The organism is Bartonella sp. CL162QHHD (assembly GCF_042195435.1).
Taxonomy (GTDB): Bacteria; Pseudomonadota; Alphaproteobacteria; order Rhizobiales; family Rhizobiaceae; genus Bartonella.
In genome coordinates, this window is record NZ_JBHIOG010000015.1 from 14,836 (window position 1) to 32,162 (window position 17,327).

Here is a 17,327-nt window from a genome sequence, read left to right on the forward strand (position 1 = left end):
TTATGTCTCTTTTATTTTTGCTTTTGTTTTAGAAGAAGCTCTTTTTGAAGTTGTTTTTTTACTCGATGCTTTAGCCGATATAAGTTCTAGTGCCTCTGGAAGTGTTACACTAATGGGATCTTTATCTTTTGGCAATGTTGCATTAATTTTACCCCAATTGACATAAGGACCATAACGCCCGTTGCGCACGGTAATGGTTCCTCCTTCTGGATGCTCTCCTAATGTTGCCAATGCTTCAGGTGTTGTTCTGCTTTGCTTGGTTTTGTTTTCTTGTTGTTCTGCCAATACTGTAACAGCGCGATTGATACCAATATCAAAAACTTCATCTGCATGAAGAAGGCGCGCAGATTTTCCGTTATGGCTAAGATAGGGACCATATCGTCCAATCGTAGCCGTGATTATTTTTCCAGTTTCAGGATGAATGCCAATTTCACGGGGAAGGGATAGTAAAGCCAAGGCTTTATCAAGGGTTACATTTTCTGCCTGCCACTCTTTTGGTAGTCCTGCACGCTTAACTTCTTTGCTTTCACCAAGTTGAATATAGGGTCCAAACCGGCCATTGCGAAGAGAGATATCTTTTCCTGTTTCAGGGTCAATACCAAGTATAACAGGTTCATCATTGCGTACAGCTTCATTATCTTCTCCAGTATCTGTACCAAGTTGGCGTGTGTATTTACATTCGGGATAATTGGAACAGCCAACAAAAGCACCATAACGACCGAGTTTTAATGATAATTGACCATTTTTACAAAGAGGACAGGAACGCACATCACTTCCATCTTCGCGTTCAGGAAAGGCGAGAGGTGCTAATGTTACATTTAAAACATCAAGGACATTGGTTATACGGAGTTCTTGGATATTGCTAATAGATGCATTAAATCCATCCCAAAAATCCCTTAAGACGTCTTTCCAAGAAAGTTTGCCGTCAGATATAAGATCCAGCTTTTCTTCAAGATCTGCTGTGAAACCATATTCTACATAGCGATTAAAGAAATTTTCAAGAAAGGCCGTAACAATACGTCCCTTAGCATCGGGAATAAGCTTTCGTTTATCAATGACAATATATCCACGGTCACACAATGTCGCCAATGTGGAGGCATAAGTCGAAGGACGACCAATTCCTAACTCCTCAAGCTTTTTAATTAATGAAGCTTCAGAATAACGAGAAGGGGGCTCTGTGGTATGTTGTACGGATTCAACTTTTTCTTTTTTAAGTGCTTCACCAGTGTTTATTTGTGGTAAACGTGTTGTTTCATTTTCTTCATTATTTTCTTCGTCTCGTTGATCCGTGTAGACGGAAATAAAGCCATCAAAGCGAATAACAGATCCTGTTGCTCGTAGATTTGCACGGTTTTCTCCTTGCTGTGCTTCAATTTCAACGGTTGTACGTTCAATGTCAGCAGAACGCATTTGGCTGGCAATAGCACGCTTCCATATCAGCTCATAGAGCTTTGCTTGATCGCTATCGAGAAAATTACGGACTTGACTAGGATTGCGTTGAAAATCTGTTGGACGGATCGCTTCGTGTGCTTCTTGTGCATTTTTTGCCTTTGTTGAATAAAAACGTGGTTTTTCAGGAATATAGTCTTTACCGAAAGTTTCATGAATAACTTTTCGTGCTGAATCAATAGCTTCTGGTGCTATTTGCACACCATCGGTACGCATATAAGTAATCAGCCCTGCCGTTTCACCATTAATTTCAATGCCTTCATAAAGCTTTTGGGCAATTTGCATAGTGCGAGAAGCTGAAAATCCTAATTTTGAAGAAGCTGCTTGTTGTAGTGTGGAGGTTGTAAATGGAGGAAAAGGATTTCTCTTTGTAGGTTTTGCTTCAACACTGAGTGTATGATATTGGGCTTGCTCCAACATAAGGCGAATTTGGTCTGCTTGTTCTTGAGATTGAATATCAAGCTTGCCTATTTTTCTTTGATTAAACATTGTCAATCTTGCTTGGAAACTATCATTTCGGATGGTTTTTAACTGTGTTGTAATGGACCAATAATCTTCTTTGATAAAATGTTCTATTTCTGATTCACGATCACAAATAATACGCAAAGCAACCGATTGAACGCGTCCTGCTGAACGGGCACCAGGAAGTTTCCGCCATAAAACAGGTGAAAGTGTAAAACCAACGAGATAATCAAGAGCGCGACGTGCAAGATAAGCATCTACAAGTGATGTATCAATATCACGTGGATTGTTCATAGCATCAAGCACAGACTTTTTGGTGATGGCATTGAAGACAACTCTTTTAATAGGTTTATCTTTTAAAACTTTTTTTTGACGGAGAACATCCAGAATATGCCATGAAATAGCTTCCCCTTCACGATCAGGGTCTGTTGCTAATATAAGGCTATCGGCTTCTTTAACGGCTTTTGCTATTTCATTTAAACGTTTAGCGGCAGCAGAATCTATATCCCATTTCATAGAAAAATCTTGATCCGGTAAAACAGAACCATCTTTTGCAGGCAAATCACGAACATGTCCAAATGATGCGACAACTTTGTATTGAGATCCAAGATATTTATTAATTGTTTTTGCTTTTGCTGGAGATTCAACGATAACGATATTCATAATTTTACCCAAATATTGAAATAAAAATTTTTTTATAAACGCCTTTTACGCGAATAGCTAATGCCAATTGCTTAAGAGCACATAAAAAAATATTAGCCATATAAAAAACATGAATATTGTACAACTTATGATTGTCATTATTAGAATACACCCTATATAGAATTACACGATTTATTTTCCACTGTTATTACAAAAACATACGGCGAAATACTAAGACGTCTATTGAGAGGTAGGAGGGGAAATGCTCAAGGATAGAGGATTATGTTTATAAATCATTTAAAAGTTATCCAATATATTACAGACATGTCAAAGCAAATGAATCAGATGGCGCGTCAGGCGCATAGTCCGCTTTTAGCATTGCTTTTGGATATGGTTGCCAAAGAAGGGCAAAGCATTATTAATAGTGCTGAGGCTCTTGGGGAAGATCAAGATTCGACAATGACACACAACCACCAGAGTGTCGAATAAGCTTTCCAGCAAGGTCGAGTTCTACCAACAAGAGGTAGAGAGCTGGGAGTGAAACACCTGAGTGGATACTAAGTGTGTCTAAATCGATTGGCGTTGTTGAAAGAGCGGAGAGAACTGCTGCGCGTGCTGCATTGTCATCTGCTGAAGAGAGACCGCTGTTTTTTTCATCTGCTAAATTAAAATTCTCCTTTTCAAGTTGTAAAGAGGATGGTTCCTCAAAAAAATTGAGTTGCGAATTTGGAAGCGGTGAAATTAATGGCGTAAGTGTTTCTATAATGTCAGAAGGATGTGTGGTGAGTAGAGCACCGTCTTTGATAAGATTGTTTGTACCAACAGATCTTGGATCAAGTGGAGAACCGGGAATGGCAAAAATTAACCGTCCCATTTCAGCTGCTTGACGTGCGGTAATTAAGGACCCTGAGCGCAGGGCTGCCTCTACAACCAAGAGACCAAGTGATAGAGCTGCAATAATACGGTTTCTTCTTGGAAAATCGATAGCACGCGGCTTCCAAGAAATGGGCATTTCGCTGATGATGGCTCCACCGTTGGCGATAATATCTTCGTGCAACTTTTTATTTTCAGGAGGATAGATATGATCAATTCCTCCAGCCATGACTGCAACAGTTCCTGTTTTTAAACTTGCTTGATGCGCAACGCTATCAATTCCACGAGCGAGACCAGAAATTGTTACAAAGTCTGCTTCTCCGAGAAAACGCGCAAATTGAGCCGTAAGCTTTTTCCCAGCAGCTGAAGCATTTCGAGAACCTATAATTCCAATAGAAGTTTTTTGAAAAATTGAAATATTACCTTTGATAGCAATAAGCGGCGGAGGGGCTTCTGTAACCTTAAGAAAAGCTGGATAGTCTGGTTCGCCCATACCGATGAACCGAATATCTAATCTTTCAGCTTCTTGCATTTCTTTTTCTGCATCTTCTAAGCTTGCTATTTTTATAGATACAGAACCACCACCTTTTCTACTAAGCTCTGGCAGCGCTGCCAGAGCATTTTCTGCTGTTTTATAATGATCAATGAGATTGCGAAAACTAACAGCTCCAATATTTTCACTGCGCAACAACCGTAACCAGCTTAGACGTTGACGATCAGTAAGCAGGATTCCTTTATTTATCTCCGTGTTGCGTACCAATCTTACTTTCTTCCCCAATTAATAATCTACTGATATTTGCAGAATGTTTTATAAACACAAATACGCTCATCACAATCAGCATACAATAGAAATAAGAAGCGGAAAAATAAAAAACAAATATCGGTGTGATCGTAACAGCAATAAGCGCAGATAATGAAGAATAACGCATGAGAAGAAAAATCGTTATCCATACAATAATAAAAATAATTGCTGCGGGCCAATAGATTCCTAAACAGACCCCTAGATAGGTAGCAACACCTTTGCCACCTTTAAATTTAAGCCATACGGGGAAAAGATGTCCTAAGAAAGTAAAAAAACCCGCTAGAGAAACAAGTATACTATTGTCTAGCGGATTACTAAAAAACTTTATAATCAAAACAACGATAGTTCCTTTTAACATATCACAAAGAAGTGTTAGAGCAGCAAGCTTTTTATTTCCTGTTCGTAAAACATTTGTTGCTCCAATATTGCCGGAACCGATTGTTCTTATATCACCAATTTTGAACAATCTCGTAAAAAGAAGACCAAATGGAATCGAGCCAATGAGATAAGATATGAGGAAAATAAACCATGGAGTGGACTGAAAAAATATTTCTGCTTCATTCATTAAGAATCTCATTAAGTTTGTTGATCAAGTTTAAAAACGGATTTCCCTTTCACAAAGGTCTGGAGCACACGTCCTTGAAAACGTGCATTATCAAAAGGGGTATTTTTTGAACGTGAATAGAGCTTCTCTTTCGAAACAACCCATGGTTCTTCAAGATCAACCACAATAAAGTCTGCATGAGCACCTTTTTTGAGTGTTCCTGCATTGAGTCCAAAGAGCTTTGCAGGCGCCGTTGACAAAAGTTCCGTTATCCGTAGAAGAGATAGGCTCTCATCATGATAAAGGCGTAAGGCTGCGCTCAATAAGGTCTCCATACCAATAGCGCCAACTGCCGCGTCATTAAATGGTAAATGTTTTTTGTCGATACTCTGAGGATCATGAGAAGAGACAATAACATCTACAGTCCCATCCTTTATTGCTTCAATCATTGCTATACGGTCTTCTTCTGTACGCAATGGGGGCATTAAGCGAAAAGAGGTGCGATATTCACCAATGTCATTTTCATTGAAAGATAAATGATTAATAGATACACCCGCTGAAATTTTCTCACTGTGTTTTTTACCTAAACGAAATGCATCAGCAGAGAGTGCTGTCGATATTTGAGCGGCATGATAGCGTGTTTGCGTTAATACTGCTAATCGCAGATCTCTTTCAAGTGGAATAACTTCTGCTTCGCGAGGGATGCCAGAAAGACCAAGCCAACTGGCAAGCAGTCCTTCATTCATCACACCTTGCCCTGTAAGATCTTTATCTTGCGTTTCATGCATCAATGGAACATCAAAATCGCGTGCATAAGTCATTGCACGCCGCATAACAGATGAATTTTGAAGTGTTTTTTTGCCTTCACTAAAAGCAACGGCTCCTGCATCTTTGAGCAAACCAAATTCGGTTATTTCTTGTCCGTTGAAACCTTGTGTGATTGAAGCAACGGGATAAATATTGACCAATGAGATTTCCTGTGCTGTATGCGTAATAAATTTAATCAGAGCAATATTATCAATAACTGGATGCGTGTTTGGCATCATAAGAAAGGAAGTAATACCACCTGCTGCGGCCGCTTGACTTGCTGATGCAATTGTTTCACAATGCTCATTCCCTAATTCTCCAACAAAAACGCGCGCATCAACGAGTCCAGGGAGAATTGCTTTGTTTTGTGCGTTAATAACTTCTGCTTCTTCAGGGAATCCCTGATTCAGAGCTTCTTTTCCAGCGGCTATAATTCGTCCATTTTCAACAATAACTGTACCAATTTCATCGATTGTGCGCGAAGGATCAATAATACGAGCATTTTGAAAAACAATTGGTTTTATCATTTTTTTTCTCCACTGATCTTTGCGCGTGAATCTAATAAAGCCTCCATGACAGCCATACGCACTGCAATTCCCATTTCTACTTGTGTATGAATCATACTTTGTGGTCCATCTGCTATGTCGGATGCAATCTCTACACCACGGTTTAATGGGCCAGGATGCAGAATAATAGAATCATTTTTGGCATAGGCTAAATTTTCTTTATGTAAGCCAAAATAATGGAAATATTCACGCGTAGAGGGAATAAAAGAGCCTGTCATCCGTTCATGCTGTAAGCGCAACATCATGATAACGTCAGCATTTTTAAGACCTTCTTTCATCGTGTTAAAAACCTCAACACTCATATGAGCGATTTCTGCGGGTAAGAGTGTTGAGGGAGCAACAGCACGAACACGAGCACCCAAAGCATTAAGACACAAGATATTGGAACGGGCAACACGTGAGTGTAAGATATCTCCGCAAATCGCAACAGTTAATCCTTCAATACGACCTTTTGCCCTTTTAATGGTTAGAGCATCTAATAAAGCTTGGGTTGGATGTTCATGAGCACCATCACCTGCATTAATAACACAACAATCAACTTTTTGCGCTAATAAAGCTGCCGCTCCTGCACTGTTATGGCGAAAAACCAGTATATCTGGCTTCATTGCATTGAGAGTTGTAGCTGTATCAAGTAATGTTTCTCCCTTTTTTACAGATGAGTTGCCGATCGCAAGACTCATCACATGTGCACCTAGCCTTTTACCCGCTAATTCAAAAGAAGATTGTGTTCGCGTAGAGGCTTCAAAAAAGAGATTAATTTGAGTCCGTCCATGCAAAGTAGATTTTATTTTATCAATTTTGTTAGAAAGGATAACATTTGCTTCTGCACGATCAAGCAATGTATTAAGATCTTGTACACTCAGATCTTTAATAGCTAAAAGATGTTGATGAGGGAAAAGTGGAAAAAAATTATCTTGAATCATAGCATTCTTCTTTATCTCTCTCTAAACAGGTTAAACAAGCATTTGTTTGAATATGATAAATGTTTCTTAACTCTAAAAAGACAAATAGTCTATGATATGAATGATTTGAATGTAGGAATATACCTATGAGTGCTGTATCTGCGCAAAATACTCGTCGAAAAAATACATTTCTTAGCGATACGCTTATGTTTCGTATTGCTTCTACTTTGCCTAAGTTTTTGTTAGCAAGTTTTGAAGAAATAGGGGATTTTGCCGCGAGTCGAGAAGCATGGAAACTTTCTTGCTTAGCGAATCGTTATAAGCCTTTATTATGCTATAATGATGAATGGGGGCAACCAACGGAAAAATTAGAGATCCATTCTTCCTATCAAGCTCTTCAACAATATTCTAGACAAGCAGGTTTGGTTACCTCACTTTGGGAAAATGCGAGTTCAGAAAATGGAGTACGCTATCAAGCGCGTGCGATTCGTTTAGCTTTATCTGCTGGTTTAGAAACAGGACATTTGAATGAAGTTATCATAACGAGTGCAGCTATTGCTGTTTTAATTAGTGATATTGAGCTCTTCAAAAAATGGCAAAATGTACTTTTATCACGCCAATATGATTCTTCATCAAAGCCTATTCATCATAAAAAGGCTGCTTCTCTAACTTGTGCATTTGACGATATTGAAAAATACGCTTTCAATTTTCCAAGTGTTAAGAAAATTTCTTTCGATGAAAGTATGGAACGTGATCTATATCGTTTAAATGTTGTAAAAACCAATGTTATTAATCCTACCGCTGACGGATATCTTGTTAGTGCAGATTTAAATGGTCATTTAAGTTGTTTTTTTATTCCACGCATACAAGAAAATGGCGCATTAAATGGATCTATATCGATTCGTCATTTAATTCAGCGTTCTGGAGAACTTTTAACACCAGAGGGGGTTGTCGATTTCCAAGGCAGTTATGGCTGGCTTTTGGGAAATGCTGGAGAAGGGCTTAAAGTTATTAAAGATATCGAGACGATGATGCGTTTCGATCAATCTGTCATATCGGCAGGTGTTTTACGAGCGGCTCTTCAATTTGGTATAGATTTTTTCCGGAAAAAAATGCCCAATCAGCCGTTACCTCCACTGACAGAACGTATTTTTGCAGATATTGCATTAGATATAGCTGCCTCACAAGCATTGGTTTTGCGTTTAGCGAGAGCATTTGACAATGCAGCAAATGACCGTTCTGAAGCAGCTTTTGCCCGTATTATGACACCTATTATTGCTTATCATGTAAGTCAATTGGTTGTGCCTATTATTGGTGAAATTATTGCACAACTTGGTATTGAAAGTTTTATAGAGAATAATCCATTATCACAAATGTTGCATAATGGGCCTGCGCGAATTGTGAGAAATAGTTCTGCTAATCAATTGGTAAAGGATGCCATTCTTATTGCTGAAAAAGCACCGGGATTGTTTCAGAAATTGTTGGAAAAAATTGCTCTTGATATTGGACCAGCGGGACCCAGAGCAATTGAAATCATTAAGTCAGCAGGTGATATGGCATCAGCAAATGAAGGTGCAGGAAGGTTTTTTGTTGAACAGGTAGCTTATGCAGCAGCAGCAGCAGCATTACGTTCTACAGACATAGAACATGTTGCAAATGCCTATATGGAAAGCCGCCTTGGGGGACAATGGAGATCTTCTTACGGGATGCTCATTGCACGATATAATGCAGGGCATTTGCTCAATGTCCTCTATCCTTCCATATGATGAAAGTGTTGAATTCTATTGAGAGCACCTTGCAATATAAAAGCGGCGGCTGCCGAATCAATACGGCTTGCTCTTTTAGCGCGCGATACATTCATTTCTAAAAGAGACCGTTCCGCAGCAATTGTTGATAAACGTTCGTCCCAAAAAACAAATGGAATTTTTGTATAAGCTTTCATATTGCTCACAAAAGCTCTGGTTGCTTGAACACGAGAGCCACTGCTTCCATTCATGTTAAGAGGTAAGCCAATGATAATAACGCCTACATTTTCACGGTCAAAAATTTTAATAAGTGTGTAAGCATCTTCTGTAAATTTTTTTCGCTGTAGTACAGGACGCGGATTTGAGACAGTCAGCCCCATATCAGAAATGGCAATTCCGATAGTTTTTGTCCCTAAATCTAAGCCTGCTATTGTTTGTCTAGGCAAAAGATGTGTTATAACTTCATCTATATTAATAACAGTCATAAGGGTATAATACGTTTTTTAATGTTTCAGATCTATAGTTATATTCTTTATTCATGTTATCTAATATTCTTGCACTTACAAGTGCAGCCTTGTATAGCCAGAATAAAGATCAATAAATAAACAAAAAAGCAGAAAGGCGTAAAGAGTATGTCTGTTGATCAAGAGACAGTCAAGCGGATAGCACATTTAGCAAGGATTGCCCTCCACGATGATGAGATAGAACCTGTGACAAAAAAATTCAATGCTATTTTAGGTTTTGTAGAACAATTGAATGAAGTTGATGTCAGTGGAATTGAGCCATTAACATCTGTGATGCCGATGACTCTACGAATGCGTGAAGATAGTGTTACAGATGGTGATAAAGCAGCAGATATTGTAGCCAATGCTCCTGTTACAGAAGAAAATTTTTTTCTTGTCTCAAAAATTGTTGAGTAATTTTTTATATTTTTGAAATTTGAGAACCAATATGACTGATTTAACAACCCTCACAATTGCGCAAGCTCGTGATGCTTTAACAAAGAAAAATCTCAAAGCAACAGAATTAACGGAAGCTTATTTACAAGCAATAGAATTAGCTAATCCAATTTTGAATGCTTATGTAACAATAACAGCAGAACAGGCAATGAAAATGGCTGCTGAATCAGACAGTCGCTTAGCGAAAGGGCAGGGAGGGCTTTTAGAAGGAATCCCCTTGGGGATTAAAGATCTTTTTGCAACCTATGGTGTTCATACTCAAGCCTGTTCACATATCCTTGATGGTTTTAAACCGCACTATGAATCAACTGTCACAGCTAATTTATGGCAAGACGGTGCTGTGATGTTAGGAAAACTTAATATGGATGAGTTTGCTATGGGCTCATCCAACGAAACATCATATTATGGCCCCGTTATTAGTCCATGGAGAAAAAAAGGCTCGAATGAAAAACTCGTACCCGGTGGTTCATCGGGAGGATCTTCTGCCGCTGTTGCTGCACAAATTTGTGCTGGGGCAACAGCAACAGATACAGGTGGCTCAATACGTCAACCAGCAGCTTTTACTGGAACTGTAGGAATAAAGCCAACTTATGGACGTTGTTCGCGATGGGGCGTTGTCGCGTTTGCTTCATCTCTTGATCAAGCTGGACCTGTTGCCAGAGATGTTCGTGATTGTGCTATCTTACTCAGATCAATGGCCTCTTTTGATGAAAAAGATTCTACTTCCGTCAATTTACCAGTTCCTGATTATGAAAGTTATCTTGGTCAATCAATCAAAGGAATGAAAATAGGTATTCCAAAAGAATATCATGTGGATGGAATGTCTCCAGAAATTATTGAGCTTTGGCAAAAAGGAATAAATTGGTTAAAAGAAGCAGGTGCTGAGATTAAGGATATTTCTTTGCCTCATACAAAATATGCTCTACCTTCTTATTACATTATAGCTCCTGCAGAAGCCTCTTCTAATTTAGCGCGTTATGATGGTGTGCGTTTTGGTTTGCGCATGCCTGGAAAAGACATCATTGAGATGTATGAAAATACACGTTCTGTTGGTTTTGGTAATGAAGTTAAGCGGCGTATTTTGGTGGGGACTTATGTCCTTTCATCTGGTTATTATGATGCCTGTTATCTAAGAGCTCAAAAAGTAAGAACACTCGTAAAACGTGATTTTGATCAATGTTTTGCTTCAGGCATTGATGCTATTTTGACACCAGCAACACCAACACCTGCTTTTGGTATTGCTGATGAAAAAATAAAAACTGATGCTGTAGCAATGTATCTTAATGATATTTTTACGGTACCAGTCAATATGGCTGGTTTACCAGGAATTTCTGTTCCTGCTGGTCTGTCATCAAATGGTTTACCTCTAGGATTGCAATTGATTGGTAAACCTTTTTCTGAAGAAGTCATTTTTCAGATAGCGCATATTATTGAACAAGAAGCAGGAATATTCAGTGCAGAAAAATGGTGGATGTAATAGTCAAAATTCACAAAGGAGCATTTCTCATCCTTAATGAGAAATGCTTTTTTAGAAGGTGGAGGGAATGAGCTCTATTTCCTTAATTCGTAGTCTTTATCCACCAAGATAGGCTTCTTTAACACGCGAATCAGAGAGCATAGTTTTTCCTTCACCGTGAAATAAAATATGTCCTACCTCTAAAATATAAGCATAGTCAGCTATGGAAAGTGCAGCAAATGCATTTTGTTCAATAAGAAGAACAGTTTTTCCCATATCATTAATTTTTCGAATAATAGAAAAAATTTCTCGAACGAGAAGTGGCGCTAACCCCAACGAGGGTTCATCTAATATGACCATATCAGGATTGCTCATGAGTGCACGGCCCACAGCAACCATCTGTTGTTCACCACCTGACATTGTTCCTCCCAACTGTTTTGCTCTTTCACGTAGGCGCGGAAAAAGGTCAAATATCCATTCAATATCACGGGAAATTCCCTGCTTATCGTGACGAATATAAGCACCTAGATGAAGATTCTCTAAAACAGTGAGATGGGGCATGATACGTCGTCCTTCAGGACTTAGAGCAATCCCTAATCGCAAAATCTCTTCTGGTGATTTTTTAATAATAGATTTGCCATTATAGGTAATTTCTCCATAAACAGAGCGATTAAGTCCTGTAATAGAACGTACAATACTGCTTTTTCCTGCACCATTGGCTCCAATTAAAGTGACAATACTGCCCCGCTTTATGGACATAGAAAGATTTTGGACAGCTTTAATGGCGCCATAATGAACGTAAAGATTTTTTATTTTAAGAATATCCATAAACATCTCCGCCAAGATAAGCTTCAATAACTTTAGGGTTATTACGAATTTCATCTGGTGTACCATTGGCAATGCAACAGCCATATTCCATAACCAAAATATGTTGGCAAAGCCCCATAACCACTTTCATATCGTGCTCAATAAGAAGAATTGTAAGATCAAAGTCTTTTTGCACTTTTGCGATGAATTTTCTAAGATCTTCACTTTCTTGTGGATTCATGCCAGCAACAGGTTCATCAAGAAGAAGCAATTTGGGCTTTGTGGCTAACGCGCGTGCAATTTCTAGACGTCGTTGCACACCATAAGGTAAAGCTGTTGCCGATTGATTGGCAAGGTGATCAAGTTGTAGCTGTTCAAGGAGCTCCAAGGAATTTTTATAAACTTCCTTCTTTTCTTTCATTGCTTTTGAAAAAAATAGAGCTGAAGAAAACCAAGGATATTTTTGTCGAACATGCGCTCCTACCATAACATTCTGCAAAACCGTTAACCCTGAAAAAAGACGAATATTTTGAAATGTTCTGGCAATATGGCTTCTACAGATAATATAAGGAGACGCTCCAGAAATTTTTTTCTCATCAAAAAGAATGATGCCGCTTGTAGGAGCATAAAATCCAGAAATCATATTGAAAACTGTTGTTTTTCCAGCACCATTGGGACCAATTAACCCAGTAATACTTCCTCGTTTAATTGCCATATTAACATTATTTACAGCAACTAATCCGCCAAAACGCATTACAATATTATTGAGTGAAAGGATGTTGTCGTTCATAGCTTTCCCTCAGTATTAGAAAGCTTTTTGCGTGTCAAAAAGCTATAAATTCCATTCCATGAGAATTCTCGTTGTCCCATTAACCCTTTTCTCCAAAACAAGATAATTACCAGCAATAAAAGAGAAAAAACAACCATACGAAGTCCTGGGGTTTCTGGAATATGTATAAAACCTAAGTCAAATGGACTTTCAATAATACGAAGCCATTCAAGCATTACTGTAATAATAATGCTGCCAATAATGCTCCCTGTAATTGAACCGAGACCACCAGCAACAACAATCATCAAAATATTAAAAGTCAAAAGAAAATTAAACATTTTTGGATCAATGGTTGAAATAAGAGCCGCCATTAATGCGCCACCTATACCTGCAAAAAACGCTCCAACAGTAAAAGAAAAACTACGGTAGAAAAAAGCGTTAATTCCCATAGTTTTCGCAGCTATTTCATCATCACGGATAGCACGTAATACGTTACCAGTATTGCTTTGCAGTAAGAGGACAATAAAGAGAACAGTAAATGCTAGCCAACCGTAGTTCCACCATAATGTTGCATTTTGAGGTATTCCTTTGATTCCCAAAGAGCCATTTGTGAGCGATGTTGCGTTCGTAATGACAATGCGAATAATTTCTGCAAAACCTAATGTTGCAATTCCAAGATAATCACCACCAAGACGCAATATTGGTAAAGCAATCAATAAACCTACAACTGCAGCACACAAACCACTTACAACAACAGCGATAAAAAAAGGTAACTGTAAATGGTATAATGGTTTAGCAATAGGATCAAGAATCCACATCATTTCTTTTTGTTCAGGGGAAAGAAGTAAAATTGCGCAAACATAAGCACCAATAGCCATAAATCCAGCATGTCCAAGAGAAAACATACCTGTGAAACCGTAAATCAAATTAAGCGAAATTGCCAATATCGCATTAATAGCAATCAGATTTATGATACGAAGCGTATAGTCATTAAAATGGCTATCAGCATAAAATAAAAAACCTATAAAAACGAAAATACTTATACACGATAAAACAGTTGTCGCTGACTTCGCCATTAGATTTTCTCCTGACTTCTTTTACCCATTAATCCTGTGGGCAATATCAATAAAATCAGAATCAATAAAATGAAAGCGAAGGCATCTCGATATCCAGATAGCGCGGGAAAAAATGCGATAATCATAATTTCAATAAACCCTAATAACAATCCTCCCAACATTGCACCTGGTATCGAACCAATACCTCCGATAACAGCAGCGATAAATGCTTTGAGACCAGGAAGAACACCCATATAAGGCTGAATTTGAGGATAACGTAAAGACCACATAATGCCTGCTATGGCGGCAAGAGCTGAGCCTATTCCAAATGTAAACGCAATAACTTTATTGACAGACACACCCATCAAACGTGTTGTTTCAATATCATGGGAGATTGCGCGCATAGCAAGACCCGGTTTTGTTTTATGGATAATCCATAATAGTAATAAAATAAGAATTAATGACACAAAGGGAACGATCAAAGACATGGGAGCAATTCTGATGATACCATCTGCTCCTGATCCTAGATGCCATAAAAATGGTGTTACAAGAAAATCTGGCTGTTGTACACCTTTCGGAACACCACTAAAGAGTACAGTAGCAAGATTTTCAATAAAAAAAGAAACACCGATTGCACCGATAAGTGCCGAAATACGCGGAGCATGGCGTAGAGGTTTATAAGCAAATTGATCAACAGCAACACCCACAGCACTTGTAATAAAAATGGAAAAACAGAGAGCTAAAGCCCAAATCGGTGTAAAATCTTGTGGGGAAATTTTAAAATAATAAACAAATCCTAGCGCAAGAATTAAAAAAGTAGCAATCCAATAAATTGGAGGACGCCTTTTAAAGCCTATAAAGACCGAATAATAAACAAGAGCAGCAAGGAACAAAAGAAGAAAAGCTGCCCAAGCAGGCATAAAGCCAATTGTGGAAAAGAAAACAAAATATGCTCCCAGCATAAAGATATCACCGTGAGCAAAATTAATGAGTCTCAGTATACCGTAGACCATGGTGTAGCCAATAGCAATAAGCCCATAAAGAGATCCCAATGCCAGTGCATTAAAAAAGTACTGGATGAACATTTCAGTGCTCATCTCTCATCCTTCCACATTTGTTAATTTACATAGGACAATAAGAAATTTCTAAGTTTTTGGTTGAGAAAAAGATCCTCAACCAATTCTTGCATTTTAATAAGTACAACTTTTTAATTAAAAAGCAGGTTTAACTTCTTCTAAATAAACACGTTTTCCATCCTGTATTTTAATGATACCAATAGGAATTTTAGGATTATGATTTTCATCCATTGACATATCCCCAAAGGGGGTAGGAAAATCTTTTAATTGGCTAAGTGCGATAGTAATTTTTTCACGATCAGTGCTACCAGCATTTTCAATAGCCTTCATGAACATCATATAACTCGTGTATCCCAAAACAGAATTGATATTTGGTTCTTTGTCAGGGTAAGCTTTTTTCCATTCTTTTGTGAATTCTTGCGCAGCTACTGACATATTTGGCATATCCTCACTATAGGGAAGTGTCGTATGTAAGAAACCTTCTGCAGCTTTTCCTGCAATCGTAATGGTTTCTGGATTATCCATAGCATCTCCACCCATAATTTGAAACTTAGCCCCTAATTCTCGTGCTTGTTTCATGATGATAGCACCTTCAGAAAAGTAAGATGGAATGAATAAGATATCAGGTTTCTGGGCGATAATTTGCGTGAGAACAGCTGAAAAGTCCTGATCTCCAGAATTATAATTTAAATTTGAGATAACTTCACCACCTAATTTTTTGAAAGCACGCGTAAAATAACTTGCAAGACCAATAGCATAATCGCTTGAAATATCTTTAAGGATAGCAGCCTTTTTTGCGTGTAAAGTTTGGCTTACATAAGTTGCGATTCCTACTCCTTGATAGGAATCAATAAAGCAAGCACGAAAGTAATATTTTTTACCCTGTGTAACAAGGGGACTTGTTGAGGACGTTGCAATGGTTGGAGTCTTTGCCTTTTCAGATATTTCACCACCTGCTAACGAGAGCGAAGAACCATAGCTACCAATGATTCCACTCACTTTTTCACTTGCTGTTAAACGCATAACAGCATTAGCCGCTTCTACTTTATCAGACTTATTATCAATAATAACAAGTTCTACTTTACGTCCTAAAATTTCTGGAACTTTTTTATGGGCTAATTCTATACCTCTAATTTCAAGCTGACCTCCAAATGCATTTTGACCACTTAATGGAAGATAAACACCAATCTTAATAGGTTCACTCGCATAAACATTTGCTGTAAATGCCATAAATGCTGCGATTATCGTAAGGATTTTCTTCAATTGCATTGCGCATTTTCCTTAATTGAATTGTCGTTTTTTCACCTTATATTGAACTTCTTCATCATGCAAGTTACACATTAATCAAAATATCATTATGTAAAAAAACTTTATATATGACCTCTTTTGTAGGGCACTTCTTGTAAGGTATGTAAAGTGTACAATCAAATAGTTTTATAAATATTCATGTTGATATTCTCTGACATTAACATAGAAGATACGACAATGTGGGGAAATCTTATCTTGGGGCTTGCGTGTTGATACAAGAGCAATGTTTACTTAAACCTAGAGAATCAATATCGTACAATTTATAAGCTACAGGATCACGTTATTATGACGAGTAAGGATGCATTAAAGGATTGTTCCCCATCTGAGGATAGTATAGGTGCTTGTGGGGAGATTATCGAAATCAGTGGTGTCATTAAGTGGTTTGATGGTAGTAAGGGGTATGGATTTATTGTACCTGATTTACCTCATTTCCCCGATATATTATTGCATGTTACAGTAATGCGAAGGGATGGTTTTCAAACAGCTTTGGAGGGAGCTAAAGTCATTTGTGCTGTGGAAAAAACTGAACGAGGATTAAAGTGCGTTCAGGTGAAATCCATAGATTGTTCTTCAGCAATTCATCCATCAGAAGTTCCAGCCCGTACCCATGTTGTTGTTACTCCAGAAAGTGGACTAGAACGAGCAATTGTTAAATGGTTTAATCGTGACAAAGGATACGGTTTTCTTAGCCGTGGGCAAGGAACAGAAGATATTTTTATTCATATGGAAACATTGCGCCGTTTTGGTTTAGCAGAGCTTCGTTCCGGTCAAGTTGTTCTTGTACGTTTTGGTAAAGGAGAAAAAGGTTTAATGACAGCAGAGATTTATCCGGATATAGGCATTCCTTTAGCTACGCATTAAATTTCACGAGTGAAATCAGTATGTTTCCTGTATTTTTAAAGGTTATTGTTTCATAAATTGCTATAGAAGTAGATTTTTAAAGAAAATATAGCTCTCGTGAATCTATAAACCAAATGAAGGAAATTGTGCATATTACGTTGAAAGAAACTAGAAAATAACAAGGAAGCAATTCTCTTGTTTTTTGACTTTTAAACTCTGGTACTTTTTATTTTATAAACAAAATTTAAAATTTTTCTGTGGTGGA

The 17,327-nt window shown here is 38.0% G+C and carries 16 protein-coding genes; 5 read left to right on the forward strand and 11 right to left on the reverse strand.

Annotation, left to right across the window (positions count from 1 at the left end; genetic code table 11):
* Complete coding sequence (gene topA / locus ACFILD_RS01295; RefSeq protein ID WP_375664664.1) at positions 1-2,574, reverse strand: type I DNA topoisomerase; 2,574 nt, start codon at positions 2,572-2,574, stop codon at positions 1-3.
* Positions 2,575-2,835: 261 nt separating this feature from the next.
* Here topA and ACFILD_RS01300 point away from each other — a divergent pair, with 261 nt between their 5' ends.
* Positions 2,836-3,042, forward strand: coding sequence for a hypothetical protein (locus tag ACFILD_RS01300; RefSeq protein ID WP_005773510.1), 207 nt, complete (start codon positions 2,836-2,838; stop codon positions 3,040-3,042).
* On the opposite strand, the gene dprA is transcribed toward ACFILD_RS01300, so the two are convergent.
* The 4 genes from dprA to ACFILD_RS01320 are packed head-to-tail and all read right to left on the reverse strand — an operon-like array spanning position 2,972 to position 7,068.
* A complete protein-coding gene (gene dprA, locus ACFILD_RS01305) occupies positions 2,972-4,204 on the reverse strand; it encodes a DNA-processing protein DprA (protein WP_375637615.1) in 1,233 nt (410 codons plus the stop codon). The two genes, ACFILD_RS01300 and dprA, sit on opposite strands and share 71 nt — an antisense overlap.
* A complete protein-coding gene (plsY, locus tag ACFILD_RS01310) occupies positions 4,161-4,793 on the reverse strand; it encodes a glycerol-3-phosphate 1-O-acyltransferase PlsY (RefSeq protein ID WP_375625752.1) in 633 nt (210 codons plus the stop codon). The genes dprA and plsY overlap by 44 nt, the downstream gene beginning before the upstream one ends.
* A gap of 11 nt (positions 4,794-4,804) precedes the next feature.
* Positions 4,805-6,106: a dihydroorotase gene (locus ACFILD_RS01315; RefSeq protein ID WP_375637616.1), complete on the reverse strand. Its 1,302-nt coding sequence runs from the start codon at positions 6,104-6,106 to the stop codon at positions 4,805-4,807.
* Positions 6,103-7,068 carry an aspartate carbamoyltransferase catalytic subunit gene (locus ACFILD_RS01320; RefSeq protein ID WP_375631119.1) on the reverse strand — a complete coding sequence of 322 codons (966 nt, stop codon included), beginning with the start codon at positions 7,066-7,068 and terminating at the stop codon, positions 6,103-6,105. The genes ACFILD_RS01315 and ACFILD_RS01320 overlap by 4 nt, the downstream gene beginning before the upstream one ends.
* Before the next feature lie 125 nt (positions 7,069-7,193).
* Here ACFILD_RS01320 and ACFILD_RS01325 point away from each other — a divergent pair, with 125 nt between their 5' ends.
* Positions 7,194-8,813, forward strand: a complete 1,620-nt coding sequence (locus ACFILD_RS01325; RefSeq protein WP_375631120.1) for an acyl-CoA dehydrogenase family protein — start codon at positions 7,194-7,196, stop codon at positions 8,811-8,813.
* Here the strand turns inward: ACFILD_RS01325 and ruvX are convergent.
* Positions 8,798-9,277, reverse strand: a complete 480-nt coding sequence (gene ruvX / locus ACFILD_RS01330) for a Holliday junction resolvase RuvX (RefSeq protein WP_273791023.1) — start codon at positions 9,275-9,277, stop codon at positions 8,798-8,800. The genes ACFILD_RS01325 and ruvX overlap by 16 nt on opposite strands.
* Before the next feature lie 147 nt (positions 9,278-9,424).
* Between ruvX and gatC the strand changes: the two genes are divergently transcribed.
* On the forward strand, positions 9,425-9,712 hold the full coding sequence (gene gatC / locus ACFILD_RS01335; RefSeq protein WP_273791024.1) for an Asp-tRNA(Asn)/Glu-tRNA(Gln) amidotransferase subunit GatC: 288 nt from the start codon (positions 9,425-9,427) through the stop codon (positions 9,710-9,712).
* A gap of 31 nt (positions 9,713-9,743) precedes the next feature.
* Positions 9,744-11,228, forward strand: coding sequence for an Asp-tRNA(Asn)/Glu-tRNA(Gln) amidotransferase subunit GatA (gene gatA / locus ACFILD_RS01340; RefSeq protein ID WP_375631121.1), 1,485 nt, complete (start codon positions 9,744-9,746; stop codon positions 11,226-11,228).
* A gap of 96 nt (positions 11,229-11,324) precedes the next feature.
* On the opposite strand, the gene ACFILD_RS01345 is transcribed toward gatA, so the two are convergent.
* The 5 genes from ACFILD_RS01345 to ACFILD_RS01365 form a co-directional block, all read right to left on the reverse strand.
* Positions 11,325-12,035 carry an ABC transporter ATP-binding protein gene (locus tag ACFILD_RS01345; RefSeq protein ID WP_273791026.1) on the reverse strand — a complete coding sequence of 237 codons (711 nt, stop codon included), beginning with the start codon at positions 12,033-12,035 and terminating at the stop codon, positions 11,325-11,327.
* Positions 12,022-12,804, reverse strand: coding sequence for an ABC transporter ATP-binding protein (locus tag ACFILD_RS01350; protein WP_273791027.1), 783 nt, complete (start codon positions 12,802-12,804; stop codon positions 12,022-12,024). The genes ACFILD_RS01345 and ACFILD_RS01350 overlap by 14 nt, the downstream gene beginning before the upstream one ends.
* The gene (locus tag ACFILD_RS01355) at positions 12,801-13,859 is read right to left on the reverse strand and encodes a branched-chain amino acid ABC transporter permease (protein WP_375664665.1); all 1,059 of its coding nucleotides are present in this window, start codon (positions 13,857-13,859) and stop codon (positions 12,801-12,803) included. Before ACFILD_RS01355 ends, ACFILD_RS01350 begins: the two co-directional genes overlap by 4 nt.
* Positions 13,859-14,935, reverse strand: a complete 1,077-nt coding sequence (locus ACFILD_RS01360) for a branched-chain amino acid ABC transporter permease (protein ID WP_375631123.1) — start codon at positions 14,933-14,935, stop codon at positions 13,859-13,861. Before ACFILD_RS01360 ends, ACFILD_RS01355 begins: the two co-directional genes overlap by 1 nt.
* Before the next feature lie 114 nt (positions 14,936-15,049).
* On the reverse strand, positions 15,050-16,183 hold the full coding sequence (locus ACFILD_RS01365; RefSeq protein WP_273791030.1) for an ABC transporter substrate-binding protein: 1,134 nt from the start codon (positions 16,181-16,183) through the stop codon (positions 15,050-15,052).
* A gap of 324 nt (positions 16,184-16,507) precedes the next feature.
* Here ACFILD_RS01365 and ACFILD_RS01370 point away from each other — a divergent pair, with 324 nt between their 5' ends.
* Positions 16,508-17,083 carry a cold-shock protein gene (locus tag ACFILD_RS01370; RefSeq protein WP_273791031.1) on the forward strand — a complete coding sequence of 192 codons (576 nt, stop codon included), beginning with the start codon at positions 16,508-16,510 and terminating at the stop codon, positions 17,081-17,083.
* The last annotated feature ends 244 nt before the right edge of the window (positions 17,084-17,327 follow it).

What these genes read in the sequence shown, in the direction of transcription:
- topA (WP_375664664.1), bottom strand. Translation starts at nt 2,574, where the DNA reads ATGAATATCGTTATCGTTGAATCTCCAGCAAAAGCAAAAACAATTAAT.
- ACFILD_RS01300 (WP_005773510.1), top strand. Translation starts at nt 2,836, where the DNA reads ATGTTTATAAATCATTTAAAAGTTATCCAATATATTACAGACATGTCA.
- plsY (WP_375625752.1), bottom strand. Translation starts at nt 4,793, where the DNA reads ATGAATGAAGCAGAAATATTTTTTCAGTCCACTCCATGGTTTATTTTC.
- ACFILD_RS01315 (WP_375637616.1), bottom strand. Translation starts at nt 6,106, where the DNA reads ATGATAAAACCAATTGTTTTTCAAAATGCTCGTATTATTGATCCTTCG.
- ACFILD_RS01320 (WP_375631119.1), bottom strand. Translation starts at nt 7,068, where the DNA reads ATGATTCAAGATAATTTTTTTCCACTTTTCCCTCATCAACATCTTTTA.
- ACFILD_RS01325 (WP_375631120.1), top strand. Translation starts at nt 7,194, where the DNA reads ATGAGTGCTGTATCTGCGCAAAATACTCGTCGAAAAAATACATTTCTT.
- ruvX (WP_273791023.1), bottom strand. Translation starts at nt 9,277, where the DNA reads ATGACTGTTATTAATATAGATGAAGTTATAACACATCTTTTGCCTAGA.
- gatC (WP_273791024.1), top strand. Translation starts at nt 9,425, where the DNA reads ATGTCTGTTGATCAAGAGACAGTCAAGCGGATAGCACATTTAGCAAGG.
- gatA (WP_375631121.1), top strand. Translation starts at nt 9,744, where the DNA reads ATGACTGATTTAACAACCCTCACAATTGCGCAAGCTCGTGATGCTTTA.
- ACFILD_RS01345 (WP_273791026.1), bottom strand. Translation starts at nt 12,035, where the DNA reads ATGGATATTCTTAAAATAAAAAATCTTTACGTTCATTATGGCGCCATT.
- ACFILD_RS01350 (WP_273791027.1), bottom strand. Translation starts at nt 12,804, where the DNA reads ATGAACGACAACATCCTTTCACTCAATAATATTGTAATGCGTTTTGGC.
- ACFILD_RS01355 (WP_375664665.1), bottom strand. Translation starts at nt 13,859, where the DNA reads ATGGCGAAGTCAGCGACAACTGTTTTATCGTGTATAAGTATTTTCGTT.
- ACFILD_RS01360 (WP_375631123.1), bottom strand. Translation starts at nt 14,935, where the DNA reads ATGAGCACTGAAATGTTCATCCAGTACTTTTTTAATGCACTGGCATTG.
- ACFILD_RS01365 (WP_273791030.1), bottom strand. Translation starts at nt 16,183, where the DNA reads ATGCAATTGAAGAAAATCCTTACGATAATCGCAGCATTTATGGCATTT.
- ACFILD_RS01370 (WP_273791031.1), top strand. Translation starts at nt 16,508, where the DNA reads ATGACGAGTAAGGATGCATTAAAGGATTGTTCCCCATCTGAGGATAGT.